General features: G+C 58.6%; 14 protein-coding genes. 11 read left to right on the top strand and 3 right to left on the bottom strand.

What is annotated here, in order from left to right:
- Window positions 1-62 precede the first annotated feature (62 nt).
- Window positions 63-971 (bottom strand): branched-chain amino acid ABC transporter permease, encoded by a 909-nt coding sequence (locus ACOYW2_RS11735; RefSeq protein ID WP_482423070.1) that lies wholly within the window; start codon window positions 969-971, stop codon window positions 63-65.
- Window positions 972-1,075: 104 nt separating this feature from the next.
- Window positions 1,076-2,206 carry a branched-chain amino acid ABC transporter substrate-binding protein gene (locus tag ACOYW2_RS11730; RefSeq protein WP_482770514.1) on the bottom strand — a complete coding sequence of 377 codons (1,131 nt, stop codon included), beginning with the start codon at window positions 2,204-2,206 and terminating at the stop codon, window positions 1,076-1,078.
- A 548-nt stretch (window positions 2,207-2,754) separates the two neighbouring features.
- Between ACOYW2_RS11730 and ACOYW2_RS11725 the strand changes: the two genes are divergently transcribed.
- Together ACOYW2_RS11725 and ACOYW2_RS11720 are read left to right on the top strand one after the other, a co-directional pair.
- A complete protein-coding gene (locus ACOYW2_RS11725; RefSeq protein WP_482416183.1) occupies window positions 2,755-3,426 on the top strand; it encodes a CBS and ACT domain-containing protein in 672 nt (223 codons plus the stop codon).
- 102 nt (window positions 3,427-3,528) lie between these two features.
- A complete protein-coding gene (locus ACOYW2_RS11720; protein ID WP_482416184.1) occupies window positions 3,529-3,861 on the top strand; it encodes a hypothetical protein in 333 nt (110 codons plus the stop codon).
- A gap of 124 nt (window positions 3,862-3,985) precedes the next feature.
- On the opposite strand, the gene guaD is transcribed toward ACOYW2_RS11720, so the two are convergent.
- Window positions 3,986-5,305 (bottom strand): guanine deaminase, encoded by a 1,320-nt coding sequence (gene guaD / locus ACOYW2_RS11715; RefSeq protein ID WP_482770513.1) that lies wholly within the window; start codon window positions 5,303-5,305, stop codon window positions 3,986-3,988.
- Window positions 5,306-5,670: 365 nt separating this feature from the next.
- On the opposite strand from guaD, the gene ACOYW2_RS11710 reads away from it, so the two are divergent.
- The 9 genes from ACOYW2_RS11710 (at window position 5,671) to guaB (ending at window position 14,934) form a co-directional block, all read left to right on the top strand.
- Window positions 5,671-6,732 (top strand): BMP family ABC transporter substrate-binding protein, encoded by a 1,062-nt coding sequence (locus ACOYW2_RS11710; RefSeq protein ID WP_482423066.1) that lies wholly within the window; start codon window positions 5,671-5,673, stop codon window positions 6,730-6,732.
- 46 nt (window positions 6,733-6,778) lie between these two features.
- On the top strand, window positions 6,779-7,921 hold the full coding sequence (locus ACOYW2_RS11705; RefSeq protein ID WP_482770512.1) for an ABC transporter permease: 1,143 nt from the start codon (window positions 6,779-6,781) through the stop codon (window positions 7,919-7,921).
- Window positions 7,918-8,838 carry an ABC transporter permease gene (locus ACOYW2_RS11700; RefSeq protein WP_482770511.1) on the top strand — a complete coding sequence of 307 codons (921 nt, stop codon included), beginning with the start codon at window positions 7,918-7,920 and terminating at the stop codon, window positions 8,836-8,838. Before ACOYW2_RS11705 ends, ACOYW2_RS11700 begins: the two co-directional genes overlap by 4 nt.
- Before the next feature lie 83 nt (window positions 8,839-8,921).
- Window positions 8,922-9,413, top strand: a complete 492-nt coding sequence (gene gpt, locus ACOYW2_RS11695) for a xanthine phosphoribosyltransferase (RefSeq protein WP_482416189.1) — start codon at window positions 8,922-8,924, stop codon at window positions 9,411-9,413.
- On the top strand, window positions 9,410-10,900 hold the full coding sequence (locus ACOYW2_RS11690; RefSeq protein ID WP_482416190.1) for an ABC transporter ATP-binding protein: 1,491 nt from the start codon (window positions 9,410-9,412) through the stop codon (window positions 10,898-10,900). The genes gpt and ACOYW2_RS11690 overlap by 4 nt, the downstream gene beginning before the upstream one ends.
- Window positions 10,901-11,105: 205 nt before the next feature.
- Complete coding sequence (locus ACOYW2_RS11685; RefSeq protein WP_482770510.1) at window positions 11,106-11,255, top strand: hypothetical protein; 150 nt, start codon at window positions 11,106-11,108, stop codon at window positions 11,253-11,255.
- Window positions 11,233-11,490: a GGDEF domain-containing protein gene (locus ACOYW2_RS11680; protein WP_482770509.1), complete on the top strand. Its 258-nt coding sequence runs from the start codon at window positions 11,233-11,235 to the stop codon at window positions 11,488-11,490. The genes ACOYW2_RS11685 and ACOYW2_RS11680 overlap by 23 nt, the downstream gene beginning before the upstream one ends.
- A 299-nt stretch (window positions 11,491-11,789) precedes the next feature.
- Window positions 11,790-12,725 (top strand): polysaccharide deacetylase family protein, encoded by a 936-nt coding sequence (locus ACOYW2_RS11675; protein ID WP_482771019.1) that lies wholly within the window; start codon window positions 11,790-11,792, stop codon window positions 12,723-12,725.
- Between the two features lie 745 nt (window positions 12,726-13,470).
- Window positions 13,471-14,934 carry an IMP dehydrogenase gene (gene guaB, locus ACOYW2_RS11670; protein ID WP_482770508.1) on the top strand — a complete coding sequence of 488 codons (1,464 nt, stop codon included), beginning with the start codon at window positions 13,471-13,473 and terminating at the stop codon, window positions 14,932-14,934.
- Window positions 14,935-14,989: the final 55 nt, after the last annotated feature.

Genomic DNA, 14,989 nt, shown 5'->3' with positions numbered 1-14,989 from the left:
GGGTCCTGTATCCATGGTTGCGGTTCCGAAGGACGGCCCGACCGGGGGCGAGCCGCACCCGATCAAACCTTCTGGGTGGTGTTGCGCCCGAGGAGACCGGCAGGCCTGAAGATGAGAATCAGGACCAGCAGGGCAAAGGCGAAGACATCTTCATAATCGCTGGAGATGTAGCCGGTGGCCAGGCTCTCGGTCATGCCGAGGACAAGCCCCCCGAGCACGGCTCCGGGGATGCTGCCGATGCCTCCGAGGACGGCTGCGGTGAAGGCTTTGATGCCCGCCATGAAACCGATGTAAAAGTTGATCTGTCCCATCTGGGAGGCCACCAGCACACCGCCGATGGCGGCCAGGCTGGAGCCGATAACAAAGGTAAAGGAGATCACCTTGTTCACGGAGATGCCCACCAGCATGGCCATGGTGCGGTCCTGGGCCGTGGCCCTCATGGCCTTGCCCATGGTGGTGTATTTGATGATGTAGGTCAGAAGCATCATGATCACCACGGTGGAGATGAGGATCACAAGGGAGGGGGACCCGATGATATGGGAGTAGGGTTCCCAGAAGTCGAATTCAGGAATCAGTTCGGGAAAGGGGAGAAACTTGTCGGTCTGGGCCAGAAGCACGTAGTTCTGGAGAAAGATGGACATACCGATGGCGCTGATGAGGGGGGAGAGCCTTGGGGCTTTCCTCAGGGGCTTGTAGGCCACCTTTTCCACGGTGAAGCCGTAGGCGGAGGCCCAGATGATGGCCGCCAGCCCCGCCATGATAACGATGGCCAGGTGCGGAAAGCCCAGGACCGTCAGGACGCTGGCGACGATAAGGGCGGTGTAGGCCCCCAGCATGTAGATTTCGCCGTGGGCAAAGTTGATCAATTCGATGATGCCGTACACCATGGTGTACCCCAGGGCGATGAGGGCGTAGATACTGCCCTTCACCAGGCCTCCCAGAAAGAGTTCCAGAAAATACTCCAGATCCATATGTCCGTCTCCAACGGCCCTAACGTGGCCGGTCCTGCTTTCGGGGCGGTCCCTTTACGGGCCCGCCCCTGTTTGATGTTGCGGTCAGGCATTAGGGGCCGGTCTTAGTTCAGCTCGACAAATTTGCCGCCCTGAACCCGGTACATGGTGAAGCCCACGCCGATGGGGTCGCCCTTTTCGTCGAAACGGATCTTGCCCAGGGGGGTGTCCACATCTTCGGTTCTCAGGGCCTTGACGATGGCGTCGTAGTCCGTGGAACCGGCTTTTTCAACGGCATTGAGGATGGCCAGGGTGGCGGCGTACGCTTCCAGGTAGAAGGCACCGGGGTCTTCGCCGAAGGCCTTCAGGTGCTGCTCCTTGGCTTTGATGGCAAGGGGGTTCTTGGAGTAGTCCATGGGGCCGGAAACGTAGACGCCTTCGGCATCTTTACCGGCCACCTTGATGAAGGTCTCGTCCTTGAGGCCGTCGGCGCCCACAAACAGGGATTTTACCTTCTTTTTGTTCATCTGGCGGATGATCTTGGAGGCGTCGGAGTGGTAGCCGCCCCAGATGACAACATCGGCGCGGGAGCGCTTCACCTTCTGGACAATGGGGCCGAAGCTGACCGACCCGGAGGTGACGCCTTCAAAGAGAACCACCTCGGCCTTGGGGCTGGCCTCCACAAATTCTTTGGCCAGCAGGGCCGCGCCTTTGCCGTAGTCGCCCTTGTCGTGGAGGATGGCGATTTTTTTGGCGCCCAGGGTTTCGATGACGAATTTGACCTGGAGTTCGGCCTGGACCTTGTCATGGGCGATGGTACGGAAGAAGTTGGGGTAGTCGCCGCTTACGGTGAGGTCCGGAGCGGTGGCGGACGGGGAGATGCAGACAAGACCGGCACCGTTGTAGATGCCCAGGGCTGCCTTGGTGGCGCCGCTGCAGATGTGGCCGAGGACGATATCCACGTTGCTGGTGACAAGTTTGGTGGCGGTACTTGCGGCCACTTCGGGCTTGCAGACGTCGTCTTCGGTGATCAGCTCAACCTGCTTTCCGAGGACGCCACCTGCGGCGTTGATATCGGCGACAACAAAGCGGGCGGCGTTGACTGTGGGAAGACCGTAGGAGGCGAGGTCCCCACTGTGAGCGCCTGCGACTCCGAGCTTGATGGTGTCAGCCGCAAAGACCTGGCCAGCTGTGAGACACAGCGCGAACAATACCGACAATACCGTAGCGGTTAAAGAAATACGAAACCGTTTCATGAGTCTCCCTTTTGATTGGAATTGAGTGAAAAACCGAATTAAATTTGCAAAACAACACCAAATCGTCACCCTTGTATTTTCTTAATGAGAGATATTGTGGGGACGAGTCAGTAATCTTTTTTCATAATATAACCTTTGCGTAAAAGTCAATTGCAATTACGTGAAACATCGGAGTTTCTGGTGAGAATATCCTTAAGTATTTCAGGTGGTTTCTTTTGTATTTACAGAGTTTTACTTGACAGGTCCATGGGCATGGCATAGGCTTGAAAAAACGGGAATTATGATTCCCTATCATCCGTGAAACGGATGGCCTCGGGAACCTGTTGTCAATGCTCTCGGGGGATGCAGGCGCCGTTGTCCGTATTTTTCCATGATGACGGTCTGTTGACTCGATTTGTTTGGTTTTAGTAGATTAAAAATAAGATTTGTATTACTTATATTGATGTGTAGATCAGCAATGGCAGGCTTGGAGAGGATGCGCGCCTTTTAGGAATGGCGCGGGCGTGTTTCCTTGAAAATCCATTCTTTATCACGAGGGAGCAGTTATTATGTACGTTGGCAGAATCATGCACACCAACCTGATTACGGTTAAGCCTGAAACCACCATCAAACAGGCGATGGACCTGCTTAAGGAACATCATATCGAGCACCTGGTCGTTCTTGATGATGCGGGCAATCTCAAAGGGATCCTGTCGGACAGGGACGTCAAGGCCAACCTGGCCTCGCCGGCAACCACCTTCAGCACCCATGAACTCAATTACCTCCTGGACCAGGTGACGGTGGGGATGATCATGGTGAAAAACGTGATCACCGTGACACCGGGGACCCCGGTGGAAGACGCCGCCCTTGTGATTCGCGAAAACGAGATCAGCTCGCTGCCCGTGATGAAGGAGGGGCGTCCCGTGGGAATCGTCACCAAGACGGATGTCATGGGGGTGCTCATGGACGCCATCGGGCTGGGGGAAGAGAACGAGCGGCTCATCGTGCTGGTGAGGAACCGCCTGGGCATGATCGCCGACATCACCAGTCGGCTGCGTGACGAGAACATCAATATTGCGAGCCTGATCACCTGGCCGGAGAAAGGGCTCGAGGGGGTCTATCAGCTGGTGATCCGTGTGCACGGGCGGGACAAGGCCAAGGCGGTCCAGGTCCTGGAGTCCATGGATCTTAAAGTGATCACCGGGTATGTCGAGGATCACTCTTCGTACGTATCCGATTGATGGGCGGGCCAAACCGGATACTTCACGGTCAACGGCCAATAAGGCCATGACGGCCGGTTACTGTGGCGTGTCCGGGGGACGTGCCCGACAAGGAGGCACACCATGATTGAAAGCACCATGAAGCGTATTGAGGCTCTCCTTGAGTCTGCGGATCAGATGGATCCGGTCAGGCGAGAGGAACTCCAGAAGCTCTTGGAGACACTCAAGGGCGAGGTGAAGATCCTTGCGGAGAGCAACCGGGAAGAGGCGGAGAGTATCGCCGGATTCACCGGGCTCACCACCCATGAGGTGGTGCGGAAGAGCCCCGATCCCAAGCTGGTCTCCATTTCATCCGAGGGGCTCATGGCCTCGGTGGAGGGGCTGGAGGCCTCGCACCCCAGGCTGGTGTCGGCGGTCAACGCCCTGTGTACCTTTTTTTCGAATATGGGGATTTAGACGGTGGTTTGACGGCGGACCGGATGTGTCTGGTTTGCCGATGCTTCGGGCATGCTCAAAGCGGGCGCAGCACCATGGGTGCGGCGCCCGCTTTTTTGTCGCGTTTCGGCTTGAAACAGAGTTCTTAGGGTCGGGTGTAGGCCGGTTCCCCCAGGATGTGGGTGGCGGCCACAAAGCGGTCGTCCCCCAGGATCATCAGCACGAAGAGGAGCTCTTCCAGGCTCTCCGCCCGCTGGGTACGACGCGCCGAAAGGGGGGTGGCCTCGGGGTCGATGATTACAAAGTCGGCCTCGGCCCCTTCTCGGAAGGTGCCGACGGTGTTTTCCAGGCCCAGGGTACGGGCCCCTCCCAGGGTGGCAAGGTAAAAGGCGGTGGTGGCCGATAAGGGGGTGCGGCAGAGCTGGCACACCTTGAACCCTTCGGCCATGGTGTGGAACGGAGAAAAGGAGGTGCCGCCGCCCACGTCGCTTCCCAGTCCCACGGGGATGCGGTGCCTCTCGGCGTTGTCCATGCGGAAGAGGCCGCTGCCCAGGAACAGGTTGGAGGAGGGGCAGAACGACACCGAGGCGCCGCTCTGGGTCAGGTGCTCATACTCCTCTTCACCCAGGTGGATGGCGTGGGCAAACACCGACCCCTTGCCCACGAGTCGGAACCGGTCGTAGACGTCCAGGTAGTTTGCAGCTTCCGGGAAGAGCTCCCGCACCGTACGGATCTCCTCGTGATTTTCCGAGAGGTGGGTGTGCATGATGAGGCCATCGGCCTGGCTCATGAGCTCTCCGGCGGCTTCCAGCTGCTCGCGGGTGGAGGTGACGGCAAAGCGCGGGGTTACGGCATAGCCCAGGCGCCCGTTGCCGTGCCAGCGGTCGATGAGGTCACGGCTTTCGTCGTAGGCGGACTCCGGGGTGTCGGTGAGGGCATCCGGGGCGTTGCGATCCATGAGGGTCTTGCCGGTGATGAACCGAAGCCTGCGCTTTTGTGCCTCCTGAAAAAGGGCCTCGGCGGATCCGGCGTGGACCGTGGCCATGGCAAGGGCCGTGGTGGTGCCGTTTTTCAGGGTCTCGTCAAAGAACCGGGTCGCTCCTTTTCGGCAGACCTTTTCATCGGCGAAGCGCTGCTCCTCGGGAAAGGTGTAGGTGTCGAGCCAGTCCAGGAGTTCAATGCTGTTGGAGGCGATGACCGAGAGCTGCGGGGGGTGGATATGGGTGTCGACAAAGCCCGGCATGATCAGCTTGCCTGAATAATCGTACCAGGTGGGCTCGGCGTCGTGGGGCATGGGAGCGCCGCTTCGGTCCCCGGCGTACAGCACGGTACCGTCTTTGATAAGGAGGAGGCCGTCCGGGTGGTGGTGCCAGGCCTTTTTTCCTATGCTCCTGGGGTCTTCCGTAAAGTGAAGGATATTTCCTTTTACAGCAATGTATTGCCTGTTTTTTTCTTGAGTGGACATTTTTATTTTATTTCACATGTTTTTGTAATACATATCGTGGTTCCGGTACCTTGGGTGACGCATGCGTCACGGGCAATGTCTGGGCCGAAAGCTGCAAGGCCCGGAAAAAAGGATATCTCGTGTGCCTGTTATGGCATGGGTACAGCAGGTGCGCAGGTGTCTTTGCTGCCCCGGGAAGAATGCCCGGGGGCTTGGGATTTTGACGCGACGGACAGAATAACCATTTTCATACGGGAAATGCAAGGATTCTCTCTTTTCTACGGATTCAGGTGGCTTTGGTCTTGCTGAATGCAGGACTTTCATATATTTCGAGTGCGTCACAGTTCATTTATGATTGCACCAAACTACACACGTGGAGGATGTACATGCGTAAAGGTCTGGTTCTGCTGGTGCTCGCATTGCTTATGGCAGTGGGGACGACACAGGCGGCAGAAAAGAAAATGAAGGTTGGTTTTGTCTACGTATCACCCGTGGGAGATGCAGGATGGTCCTATGCCCATGATGTGGCCCGACAGGCCATTGAAGCCCTGCCCGATGTAGAGGTCAAGTACCTGGAAGCGGTCAATGAAGGGGCCGACTCCGAGCGCGTCTTTCTCAACATGGCCCGCAAAAAATACGATCTGATTTTCGGCACCAGCTTCGGCTACATGGATCCCATGCTCAAGGTCTCCAAGCGCTTTCCCAAGACAGTGTTCATGCACTGCTCCGGTTACAAGACCTCCGAGAATATGGGCAACTACTTCGGCCGTATGTACCAGGCCCGATACCTTTCCGGCATGGTGGCCGGTTCCATGACCAAGAGCAACGTGCTCGGGTATGTGGCTGCCTTCCCCATCCCCGAGGTGATCCGCGGCATCAACGCCTTTACCCTGGGTGTCCAGGCCGTGAACCCCGATGCCGAGGTGCGTGTGGTCTGGACCAAGACCTGGTATGACCCCGCCAAAGAAAAAGAGGGTGCCAAGAGCCTCCTGGACGTGGGGGCCGATGTCATCGCCCAGCACCAGGATTCCCCCGGTCCCCAGGAAGCTGCCCAGGAGCGCGGTGTCTACTCCATCGGGTACAACACCGACATGAGCTCCTTTGCCCCCAAGTCTCACCTTGTGGCCCCCATCTGGAACTGGACGCCTTTTTATATGGAGGTGCTCAAGAGCGTCAAGGACGGCTCCTGGAAGAGCGGCTCCACCTGGAACGGCCTGGCCGAGGGCGTGGTGGACCTGAGTCCCATGAGCGATCTTGTGCCCGCCGACGTGCAGGCCAGGGTCCTTGCCCGTCGTGATGAGATCAAGAAGGGCGATTACGTGGTCTTCTCCGGTCCTGTGAAGGATCAGGCCGGTACGGTCCGCATCGCAGAGGGCGCTGTGCCCGCCGATGGTGAGCTCCTCGGCATGGATTGGTTTGTGAAGGGCGTGGTGGGTACCACCAAGTAACACCCTAATAAGCGGCTCATCCCCGGATCGGGGAAGTCGCCGGCCCGTGCTTGACGCTGTGGGGGGAACGGATGTTCCCCCCATTCTTTTATTGATCCACCACAAAGACGAATCCCATACCACGATGTTTGATTTAACCATCAGAAAACGCCCGGAAACCCTGGGATGGACAGCGGCTCTTATTTATTGCGGGGCGGTGGTCATGTCCCTTGTTATCAGCGCGGGCATGCTGCTTTTTCAGGGCAATTCACCGCTGGAAGGGCTCGGGCTTCTGCTCCAGGGCGCCTTCGGGTCCTCCTACGCCATTGAGGATTGCCTGATTAAGGCCATCCCCATTTACCTCTGTTCCCTGGGGGTGGCCATTGCCTTTCGGCTCCAGATCTGGAACATCGGCGCCGAGGGCCAGTTTGCCTTCGGTGCCATCGGCGCCACCTGGGTGGCCATCAGCTTTCCCGGTCACTCCGCCTGGGTGATGATCCCTGCCATGATGACGGCCGCTTTTCTCTTCGGCGGGCTCTGGGGTGTGATCCCTGCGGTGCTGAAGCTCAAGGCAAAGGCCAACGAGATCATTGTGACCCTGATGCTCAACTACATCGCCATCCTCTTTCTCGACTACCTGGTCTATGGGCCCTGGAAGTCCCCGGACAGTTTCGGCTTTCCCATGACCCAGGAGTTTTCCGCCGGCGCCATTATCGGCAAGATCGGTGAGACCAACCTCAACTGGGGACTTCTGATTTGCGTGCTGTCGGGGCTGGTGATCTACGTTTTTTTCCGATTTACCCTTATGGGCTTTGAACTCAAGGCCAGTGGGGAGAACGTGCGTGCCGCCCGGTATGCCCGGCTGCCCTACGAACGGCTGGTGATCATCTCCATGCTCCTCAGCGGCGCCTTTGCGGGCTGGGCCGGGTTTGTGGAGGCATCGGCCACCCTCAACAGGCTCCAGCCCACCATTATGGTGGGGTACGGGTACACCGCCATTGTGGTGGCCTGGCTGGCGCGCCTCAATCCTTTTTATATAGGTATCTCTTCGTTTCTCCTGGCCGGGCTGCGGGTGGGGGTGGAGAACCTTCAGCTGGAACTTCAGGTTCCGGCCGCCTTTGGTGAGATCATGGAGGGGCTTATCCTGTTGACCATCCTGGCAGGTACTTTTTTCGTCAACTACCGATTCGCACGGAGGCAGCGCCCATGACCCCGGATATCCTCATACCGCTGCTGGCGGCCACTGTGCAGTCCGGCACCCCCATCCTGTTTGCCACCCTGGGGGCTATTTTCTGTGAAAAGTCAGGGGTCCTGAACCTCGGCGTGGAGGGCATCATGGCCGTGGGCGCCCTGGCGGGTTTCTCCATCTCCCTTGCCACGGGGAGTCCCTGGCTCGGGTTCCTTGCCGGCGGGCTTGCAGGCGTTCTGGCAGGATCCATTCATGGGCTGGTCTGTCTCGGTTTTCTCGGCAATCAGGTGGTCTCCGGCCTTGCCCTGACCATCCTCGGGGTGGGCATGGCCAATTACCTCGGCACGCCCCTCATCGGGATGAACGCCCCGGGGTTCGGACCGGTGGATTTGCCGGTTCTTTCCAAGCTGCCCATCATCGGCCCCGTTTTTTTCCGGCACGATCCCCTGGTGTACGTCTCCTACCTGATTCCCGCGGGCATGTGGTACTTTTTTCGATACACCCGGGCAGGGCTCCGGCTCCGGTCGGCGGGTGAAAACCCGGACGCTGCCCAGGCGGCGGGGATCAGCTCTGTCAATTACCGGTGGATGGGCGTCATGGCCGGCGGTTTTTTCATGGGGCTCGGCGGGGCGTATCTCTCCCTTGCCTACACCCACATGTGGGCCAACCACCTCACCGCCGGAAGGGGCTGGATTGCCGTGGCCCTTGTGATTTTTGCCTTCTGGAACCCGCTGCGCGCCGTTGCCGGGGCGTACCTGTTCGGGGGCGTCATGGCCTTTCAGTTCCGGCTCCAGGCCTCGGGGACCCACATCCCTTCGTCTTTTCTGTTGATGCTGCCCTACGCCCTGACCCTGAGTGTTCTGGTCTTTTCATCCTGGAGGGGCGGCAGCTCTGCCACGCCCCAGGCCCTGGGCGTCAACATAGAACCTGCAGATTGATTTTCGGGGTAACCATCACCCCCGAAGTTGTATATACTTTGCATAGTGTTAACCATTACCGATGCGTAAATGTGGAGTGAAGCATGAGCGATTCGACCCAATACCAGAGAAGCTATCCCATCTCCTGGGAGCAGCTGCACCGTGACGCCAAGGCTCTTGCCTGGCGCCTTCTCGACATGGACATCAAGTGGAAAGGCATTGCCGCCGTCACCCGCGGCGGCCTGGTGCCTGCGGCGGTCATCGCCCGGGAGCTGGATATCCATTACGTGGAGACCATCTGTATCTCCAGTTACACCTGGAAAGACCAGGGGCAGGCCACCATCATCAAGCCTCTGCGGGACAGCGGAGAGGGCTGGCTCATCATCGACGACCTCGTGGACACCGGCAAGACCGCCCAGGTGGTGAGGAACATGCTGCCCGGCGCCCACTTTGCCACCCTCTATGCCAAGCCCGAGGGCAAGCCCCATGTGGACACCTTCATCACCGAAGTGGGCCAGGACACCTGGATTCTATTCCCCTGGGACTCCGAGTCCCGTTTCGTGGAACCCATAGCCGGGATGAATAAGAAAAAATGACACAGCCTGCCAAGACTGTCATCGCTTTGGAGGGGATCAGCAAATCCTTCGGGACCGTCCACGCCAACCGGGATATCTGCCTGTCCATCCGCCAGGGCACGGTCAAAGCGCTCCTTGGTGAGAACGGGGCGGGCAAGAGTACCCTTATGAGTATCCTGGCCGGGCGCCTTCAGCCGGATACCGGGCGCATTGTCGTGGACGGTGTGCCCCGCAGGTTCGCCTCGGCAAAAGACGCCATCGACGCCGGCATCGGCATGGTCTACCAGCATTTCAAACTGGTGGAGTCCATGACCGTTGCCGAGAACGTCTTTCTGGGTCAGGAAGGCGGCCGCCTGCTCAAGCCGCGGGAGATGGAGGCCACGGTGAAGGAGCTGGCCGTCTCCCACAGCCTGGACATCGATCCGGCGGCCAGGGTGTCCGATCTCTCCATGGGTGAGAAGCAGCGGGTGGAGATCCTCAAGCTCCTCCTGAGAAAGAGCCGGATTCTCATTTTTGACGAACCCACGGCCGTGCTCACCCCCCAGGAAGGGGACCAGCTCTTCAAGGCCTTGGCCCTCATGGCGGAGCAGGGAAAGTCCATCGTCTTTATCAGTCACAAGCTCGGAGAGGTGATGCGTGTGGCCGACGAGGTGGCCATCCTCAGGAAAGGGGAGGTCATCGAGGAAAAAGAGATCGCCGAGGTGGCGTCCCAGGACGAGCTGGCCCGCATGATGGTGGGCAAGGAGACCATTCTTTCGGTGGTGAAAGACGAGGTGGAAGAAGGGGACGTGGTCCTGGACGTGAACAACCTGGCCGGAAACGGGCTCAAGGGCGTTTCCCTTTCCCTTCGGCGCGGGGAGATCCTCGGTATTGTGGGCGTGGCCGGAAACGGGCAGAAACCCCTGGTGGAGACCATCTGCGGCCTGCAGGTGCCGGAGCGGGGTGAGATCTCCATCCTCGGCCACACCTGGAAGTCTTTTTTTTCCAAACGGAAAAACCGGGAGACCCTGAGCTATATTCCCGAGGACCGTATCGGTCTGGCAACCTGTCCTTCCCTGAATCTCTCCGACAACTTTCTGCTCACCACCCGGAAAGGCTTCAGGCGGGGCCCCTGGTTGAGACGGAAACGGGTGGAGAACGAGTCCAAAAATGTGGTGGACCGCTACAGTGTACTGCCCGGGCTCCTTTCATCCCAGGCCCGTCATCTTTCCGGCGGAAACCTCCAGAAACTGGTTCTGGGCCGTGAGTTTTTCAGGAATCCGGGCCTTATCGTGGCGGAACAGCCCACCCAGGGCCTGGACATCGCCACGGCCAAGGCCATCTGGGCCCACCTGGTGAGCGCCAGGGAAAGCGCCGGTATCCTCCTGGTTACAGGGGACCTGAACGAAGCGTTTTCCCTTTCGGACCGGGTGGCGGTGATGTTTGAAGGCCGGATTGTGGATGTCTTCGACGTCTCGGACAACGACAAACGGGATCGTGTCGGCCTGATGATGGCCGGAGCCGCCTGAGGTTCTTTAAAAAACGTTTCCAACGGGGGGCGCCAGTCGCCCCCTCTCGCATCTGTACCCGGGCTGGACGCCTTGTCCCGGTTATGAGATCATAAACCATCTTTCATCTCGCCCCGGAGTCATCTTTTTTCCCGTTCAACACCTTCCATCGTCTTTATTCCGTTCACCATCTTTGGACAGCAGGACCAACCCCAAGGGGGTCTTTATGAAGACAACAAGCCTGACACTGCTTAAGCAGCTCAAGTTTTCACCCCATGAAATTGTGCGTCGCAAGGAGTATCTGGATATTGATGAAGAGTGCAGGGAGGCCCTGGTTTCCATTCGGGGAGGTGATGGCAAGGTACGGCGGCGATGAATTCTGCGTCGTTCTGTCCGATATTACCCTGGAAGACACCCAAAAGGTCTGCGGGAGGCTGTGCGATGAGGTTGGTAAACGGACAAAGGGCTCGGGGGTGACGTGCAGCATGGGGGTTGCCATTTCGACGCCCGATAAGAGCGTGGACGTAAATTCCCTTGTGAAGGCTGCGGACAAGAAGATGTACGAAGCAAAAAAGGAACCGGGGTTTTCAATCAAGATGCCGGAAGAGTGACCGATTAAAAGATTGGCCCCCGGCACGTCCGCCGGGGGGCTTTTTCAACTGGCAGTTGCAAGGGGATGATCATGCCGTTTGTCGGGCTTTGCCCATACTCGGCGGAGGATACCGCCCTGGGAAAGCGCTGGGGGGTATGGATGGAATCAATGGGGTTTCATGGAAATGGAGTTGTCTGATTAATGAGGTTGATTGGTTTAAGGTGTATGATGAAGGCCCTCATGGGTCTGTTGGTTGTTGGTATGTTCTGCGGTTGGGCGCCACCGGCGCATGCCGGATCCGACTCTGCCGTGATTTTTATGTACCACCGGTTCGGTGATGGGCGGTTTCCGTCCACCAACATTCGGATGGAGCAGTTCAAGGAACACGTGGCGTATCTGGAGGAAAACGGCTACCGGGTGGCCCCGTTGGATGAGGTGATGGCCTCCCTGCGGCGTGGCGACGCCTTTGCGGAAAAGACCGTGGCCCTGACCATGGACGATGCCTATGCCAGCGTGTATGAGAACGCCTGGCCTATTTTGAGGGAGAAGGGGTGGCCCTTTACCGTGTTTGTTGCCACCGACGGCGTGGACAGGCGGTTTTCGGACTACATGACCTGGGACCAGATGCGTGAACTCAAGGCGGCAGGGGTGCAGTTCGCCAACCATTCGGCGTCCCACCCCCACATGATCGACAGGGCCGAAGGTGAGACCGAAGCCCAGTGGCTTGCCCGGATCAGGGCCGATGTGCTCAAGGCCCAGGCGAGGCTGGACAAGGAGCTGGGGCCGTGCCCGAAAATGCTGGCCTATCCGTACGGGGAGTACAATGGCAAGGTGGCAGACCTGATGGCCGAGCTGGAGTGTTCCGCCCATGGCCGGCGGCCCGGGTGGCGGCCGCCACCAACTGGGCATGCAGGTCCATGTAGGAGGCATCGGGCCGTCGAACTCGTATCCACCACAAGCCAACAAATTACTTGCCATTGTCCTGTCTGCCGTAGAAACCCGGAAACTCACGATCGGCAACCGGAGCTGGAGGTGTCTGTGGGGGAGGGCGATATCATCTGGAAGGAGTTGAGCTGTTTTGTTTCCGGTCAGGGCCGGGTGGAGGTCCGGTGGGTGGTGCCGGGCAAGACCTTCAAGGTACGTGCTGAAAAGCCGTTGCCCGCTGGCCGTCACAAATACAACCTGACGGTCCCGGCTGGGGATCGCAGGGCGTATCACTGGTTCTCCAGGCAGTGGATCGTTCGAGAAGAGTAGGTCCCGGTGAGTGCCCGTCCCCTCGTTTTCCAGGGGGGCGGGCACCGGTGAAGGCCCCCGCCGGAGTGAGGAAGGGGTTTTGCGCCAATATCGTGTAGTCCAACGAAAGCGAGTGGATACATCTTGTATGCCGGTGCCGCCTGAAGAGTTTTTTCAAGACCCGCAAAAAGAGTTTGCCAGAGGGGGCCATCTCATGTATTATTCCGCCCAAAAAAAGCGGGGTAACATGAGTTCTTGTCATAATTGCCCCGAACCCAATCCGGTTTTCCCGGATTTTTTTGTACCCCTGATGCATTTTCGGCCCATGGGGCGGGCCTTTTTTTTCGAAATGAGTAAAATCTCGGAAAGAGGAAAAAGGGCTCACGTTCAGCATGATCCCGAGAATGCCGCTACAACCTGAACAAGGCTTCAAGGACCGGGGGGGAACCCGGCCCGCACGACCTGCCTTCTGCATCCCCACACCCCGGAAATGATCCCAGCGGTACTGGGCATTTTTGTATTCGGACGTCGTTACCGAAAGGGTGTCGTGTATTCAGGAGTTGATGAAGGCGAGGTAAACCGAATTTCGGTGCCGGAACCACGGGCTCGCACTGCGGTGATGTGACTTTATTCCAAGGGGATAAGCGCGCCGTGGCAACGACCGGGTTCGGCTGCCCGTCTTTGCCCTTCCGGGGTGGGTTCGTGTTTTTTTCCCCTGTGGGCTTCGGTCTTTTTTTTACACATCCGCTTTTTGGAGGTAACTTCCATGAAAACCATTCCGCCGGAACAAGCTTTTTCCTTTGATGATGTCCTTTTGATCCCCAACTACTCCGACGTTCTTCCCAACAATTGCGACTGCTCTACGCGACTGACCCGGAATATCACCCTGAATATTCCCCTGCTCAGCGCAGCCATGGACACCGTCACCGAATCCCGTGCCGCCATCAGCATGGCACGTGCAGGCGGTATCGGCATCATTCACCGCAACATGCCCATTGAGCGGCAGGTCATCGAAGTCAACCGGGTCAAGAAGTCCGAAAGCGGCATGATCATCGACCCTGTGACTGTCCGGCCCGATGCCACCATCTACGAAGTGAACAAGCTTATGCGGCACTTCCGCATCTCAGGAGTTCCCGTCACCGAGGGTGAGCAGCTGGTGGGTATCGTCACCAACCGTGACCTTCGGTTCGAGACCAACCTTGAGCGCAAGGTCTCCGAGGTCATGACCGCCGAGAACCTGATCACCGTCCCCGAAGGCACCACCCTGGAAGACTCCAAAGCCCTCCTGCACAAGCACCGCATCGAAAAACTCCTCGTCGTCAATCCCGAAGGCAAGCTCTCCGGCATCATCACCACCAAAGACATCGAAAAGGTCAAGAAGTACCCCAACGCATGCAAGGACAGCATCGGCCGTCTCCGCGTGGGTGCAGCCATCGGTGTGGGTGAGGACATGATGGAGCGCGCCGAGGCCCTGCTCAAGGCCGGTGCCGACGTTCTCTGCATCGACACCTCCCACGGACACTCCAAAAACGTCATCGACGCCATCACCAAGCTCAAAGCCACCTTTGACTCCGTGGAGATCATCGCAGGCAACGTGGCCACCGCCAAAGGGGCCCAGGCCCTGGTGGACGCAGGGGTTGACGCCATCAAGGTGGGGATTGGTCCCGGCTCCATCTGCACCACCCGTATCGTCTCCGGTTGCGGGGTTCCCCAGCTCACCGCCATCTCCAACTGCAAGGCTGTCTCCGACCGTACCGGCGTGCCCCTTATCGCAGACGGCGGCATCAAGTTCTCCGGTGACATTGCCAAGGCCATCGGCGCAGGCGCCCACAGCGTTATGCTCGGCGGTGTCCTGGCAGGTACCGAAGAGAGCCCCGGGGACACCATTATTTACCAGGGTCGTAGCTACAAGGTCTACCGCGGCATGGGCTCCCTCGAAGCCATGCAGTCCGGCAGCAAGGACCGTTACTACCTGGGTGAGGACGAAGAGAACGAAAAACTCGTTCCCGAAGGGATTGTCGGCCGCGTGCCCTACAAGGGCTCCCTGGTGGACAACCTCTTCCAGCTCATCGGCGGCCTCAAGGCCGGCATGGGCTACGTAGGCTCCCGCACCATCGAAGAGCTCCGCGAGATGGCACGCTTTGTTCGCATCTCCAACGCAGGGCTCCGTGAGAGCCACGCCCACGACGTCATCATCACCGAAGAGGCGCCCAACTACCGCCTCGAGTAAGGTGTTTTCCGGTTTTGGGCGGCCCATTTTTCCATGGGCCGCCAGCCGATTCAAG

The sequence above is a fragment of the Desulfoluna sp. CLI2B genome, from assembly GCF_056847375.1.
Note: the sequence above shows the minus strand (reverse complement) of the source record. Positions and strands in the feature narration are given on the sequence as shown.

Coding starts and splice junctions, on each gene's coding strand:
- gpt (WP_482416189.1), top strand. CDS start 8,922: ATGAGCGATTCGACCCAATACCAGAGAAGCTATCCCATCTCCTGGGAG.
- ACOYW2_RS11710 (WP_482423066.1), top strand. CDS start 5,671: ATGCGTAAAGGTCTGGTTCTGCTGGTGCTCGCATTGCTTATGGCAGTG.
- ACOYW2_RS11720 (WP_482416184.1), top strand. CDS start 3,529: ATGATTGAAAGCACCATGAAGCGTATTGAGGCTCTCCTTGAGTCTGCG.
- ACOYW2_RS11700 (WP_482770511.1), top strand. CDS start 7,918: ATGACCCCGGATATCCTCATACCGCTGCTGGCGGCCACTGTGCAGTCC.
- ACOYW2_RS11725 (WP_482416183.1), top strand. CDS start 2,755: ATGTACGTTGGCAGAATCATGCACACCAACCTGATTACGGTTAAGCCT.
- ACOYW2_RS11675 (WP_482771019.1), top strand. CDS start 11,790: ATGTACCACCGGTTCGGTGATGGGCGGTTTCCGTCCACCAACATTCGG.
- ACOYW2_RS11735 (WP_482423070.1), bottom strand. CDS start 971: ATGGATCTGGAGTATTTTCTGGAACTCTTTCTGGGAGGCCTGGTGAAG.
- guaD (WP_482770513.1), bottom strand. CDS start 5,305: ATGTCCACTCAAGAAAAAAACAGGCAATACATTGCTGTAAAAGGAAAT.
- ACOYW2_RS11685 (WP_482770510.1), top strand. CDS start 11,106: ATGAAGACAACAAGCCTGACACTGCTTAAGCAGCTCAAGTTTTCACCC.
- guaB (WP_482770508.1), top strand. CDS start 13,471: ATGAAAACCATTCCGCCGGAACAAGCTTTTTCCTTTGATGATGTCCTT.
- ACOYW2_RS11690 (WP_482416190.1), top strand. CDS start 9,410: ATGACACAGCCTGCCAAGACTGTCATCGCTTTGGAGGGGATCAGCAAA.
- ACOYW2_RS11730 (WP_482770514.1), bottom strand. CDS start 2,206: ATGAAACGGTTTCGTATTTCTTTAACCGCTACGGTATTGTCGGTATTG.
- ACOYW2_RS11680 (WP_482770509.1), top strand. CDS start 11,233: ATGGCAAGGTACGGCGGCGATGAATTCTGCGTCGTTCTGTCCGATATT.